Source organism: Glaciecola sp. HTCC2999 (assembly GCF_000155775.1).
Taxonomy (GTDB): domain Bacteria; phylum Pseudomonadota; class Gammaproteobacteria; order Enterobacterales; family Alteromonadaceae; genus Opacimonas.
Window position 1 is genome coordinate 587,821 of the sequence record NZ_DS989810.1, and the last position, 2,418, is coordinate 590,238.

Genomic DNA, 2,418 nt, shown 5'->3' on the forward strand with positions numbered 1-2,418 from the left:
TCATGCCAATTGCGCCTGGTGGGAATAGATTGAGTTTCTGCGATAAAGCCTTCATACCCAAGTTCGCCCAAACGAATCCCTGCAAGTGATTGCGACTCGGGATCATCGATAAATGTATAAGGCCCATGAGCAATAGTATTTAATGTGTCAACGCACGGCCAGTGCGTTAATTTAGCTAAAGGAATGACCTGATTTAGCATGACAAATACAGGATGGTCTTGGACAAAAGTAAATTGAGATAAAGATTCTAAAGGCATAGTAACAGGAGCGTTGCATCTCACTTTGGTTTGCTTATACTAGGTTTGTATTTTATAACAATAAGAGTCAAAACATGAATAAAAAATATTGGACCGGTAGTCTAGTAGCGTTAACAGCAGTGACGTTAGTGGGTTGTTCTCAACCAGCAAAAGACACTGCTACCACGACAGAACCCACTTCAACAGCGGCGGTTAAAGTGGCTGATAATTTTGATGAGATCTATGCCAGTATCTCAGGTGATGTCCTCAAAGCCCACGCAAAAACACTCGCGTCTGATGAGTTCGAAGGTCGCTTACCCACCACAGTTGGTGAGAAAAAAACCTTAGATTATCTCATCAATCATTTTAAACAATTCGGTGTCGAACCAGGTAATGGTGATAGCTACTTACAAGAAGTCGCACTCATGCAGATTACTGCCGCTCCCGATGCAGTATTATCTATAGGCGAACATAACTTTGTTTATAAAGAAGACATGGTCGTCAGCTCTAAACGCGAACAAGCGCAAATAGACCTAAAAGACTCGGAGCTTGTCTTTGTTGGCTATGGCGTGAATGCCCCTGAATACGACTGGAATGACTATGAAGGGATTGATGTGACCGGCAAAACAGTAGTGATCTTAGTCAACGACCCTGGTTTTGAAAATCCTGATAGTGGTAAATTCCAAGGTGAAACCATGACCTATTACGGGCGTTGGAGTTACAAGTATGAAGAGGCAAGCCGCCAAGGAGCTGCTGGTGCATTGATTGTTCATGAAACAGCACCCGCATCTTATGGTTGGTCGGTCGTAGCGAATAGTTGGTCGGGCCCACAATACGGTTTAGTATCAGATGATCAAGGCGCATCACGTGTTGCAATTGAAGGCTGGTTAACGCTTGATGCTGCCCAAAAGGTCTTTGCATCAGCTAACAAAGATTTTGCTGCTGAAAAAGCACAAGCACTTAAAGGCCCATATCACTCAGCGCTGGGTATCAAAGCAAGTACAACGGTCAAAAATGATTTTGAAAAATCTAAAAGCTATAATGTCTTTGCCACTGTCCGTGGCGCTGAATTACCCGATGAACACATTATCTACACCGCACATTGGGATCATTTAGGCAAAGATGAATCATTAGAAGGCGATCAGATTTATAACGGTTTTCATGATAATGCAACGGGTACAGCCGCAGCAATTGAAATGTCCAGAGCATTCGCTGAGTCTTCAATACCACCTAAACGTTCTGTCAGTTTCCTAATCGTAACAGCAGAAGAACAAGGATTACTAGGCTCTAAATACTATGCTGATAATCCGATTATTCCCTTGAATAAAACCGTAGCCAACATCAACATGGATGCGCTAAATGTCTTAGGTAAAACCAAAGATATCTCGGTTGTGGGGATGGGCAAATCTGATTTAGAAACGAACTTAAAAGTAGCAGCGGACAAGCAAGGTCGCAACCTTACTCAAGAAGATCGTCCAGAAGCAGGCTATTACTATCGTTCCGATCACTTTAGCTTTGCTAAACAAGGCGTACCTGCATTATACGCGGGTGGTGGTAATGAACCATACGATGAGGCTACCGCTGCCTATCGTAAACGCATTAATGTTATTGTCCGCGGATGCTATCATCAAGTATGCGACCAATACCGTGATAGCTTCGACTTTTCAGGGATCGAACAAGACGCTCGTTTATTGTTCGATGTCGGTTACCAAGTGGCTAATGCTGAAAACTGGCCTAAGTGGTCCTCTACCAGTGAATTTCAACGTAAATAAGCCTAACATTTCATTATAAAATTAAAAAAGCATCGGTATTTGTCGAATTCCGATGCTTTTTAATTTATTTTTGTCTGCTTAGACGGATTTATACTTGCAATTCTCACATAAAATGGCACGATTAGGGGGGTGACGAAGACAACAATAAAATTAAATATTTCGCACAGTTAAATGCACCTCCCTCTCTCTTCATTTTATATAGAATTCAGAGAAACGACAGACAGTGTAGCCAATTAAAACTAGTCAACAGAGAGAACCAATTATATGTGTGGTATTTTCGGGATCCTGGACATCAAATCAGATGTTGCAGAATTACGTACGCAAGCCCTTGAGCTATCCAAATTACTTCGCCATCGTGGCCCGGACTGGTCTGGGATTTGGGAATAATGATAACGCGATTTTATGCCACG

The 2,418-nt window shown here is 42.3% G+C and carries 3 protein-coding genes; 2 read left to right on the forward strand and 1 reads right to left on the reverse strand.

Annotated features, from left to right (window positions below; all coding sequences use genetic code 11):
* Window positions 1-257, reverse strand: a 257-nt coding sequence (locus G2999_RS13440) for a hypothetical protein (protein WP_010178401.1), incomplete at its 3' end; no start/stop codon positions are given.
* A 74-nt stretch (window positions 258-331) separates the two neighbouring features.
* Between G2999_RS13440 and G2999_RS02555 the strand changes: the two genes are divergently transcribed.
* Entirely contained in the window at window positions 332-2,008 is a 1,677-nt protein-coding gene (locus G2999_RS02555) for a M28 family metallopeptidase (protein ID WP_010178402.1), read from the forward strand.
* 264 nt (window positions 2,009-2,272) lie between these two features.
* The gene (locus G2999_RS13755; protein ID WP_255347324.1) at window positions 2,273-2,395 is read left to right on the forward strand and encodes a hypothetical protein; all 123 of its coding nucleotides are present in this window, start codon (window positions 2,273-2,275) and stop codon (window positions 2,393-2,395) included.
* The last annotated feature ends 23 nt before the right edge of the window (window positions 2,396-2,418 follow it).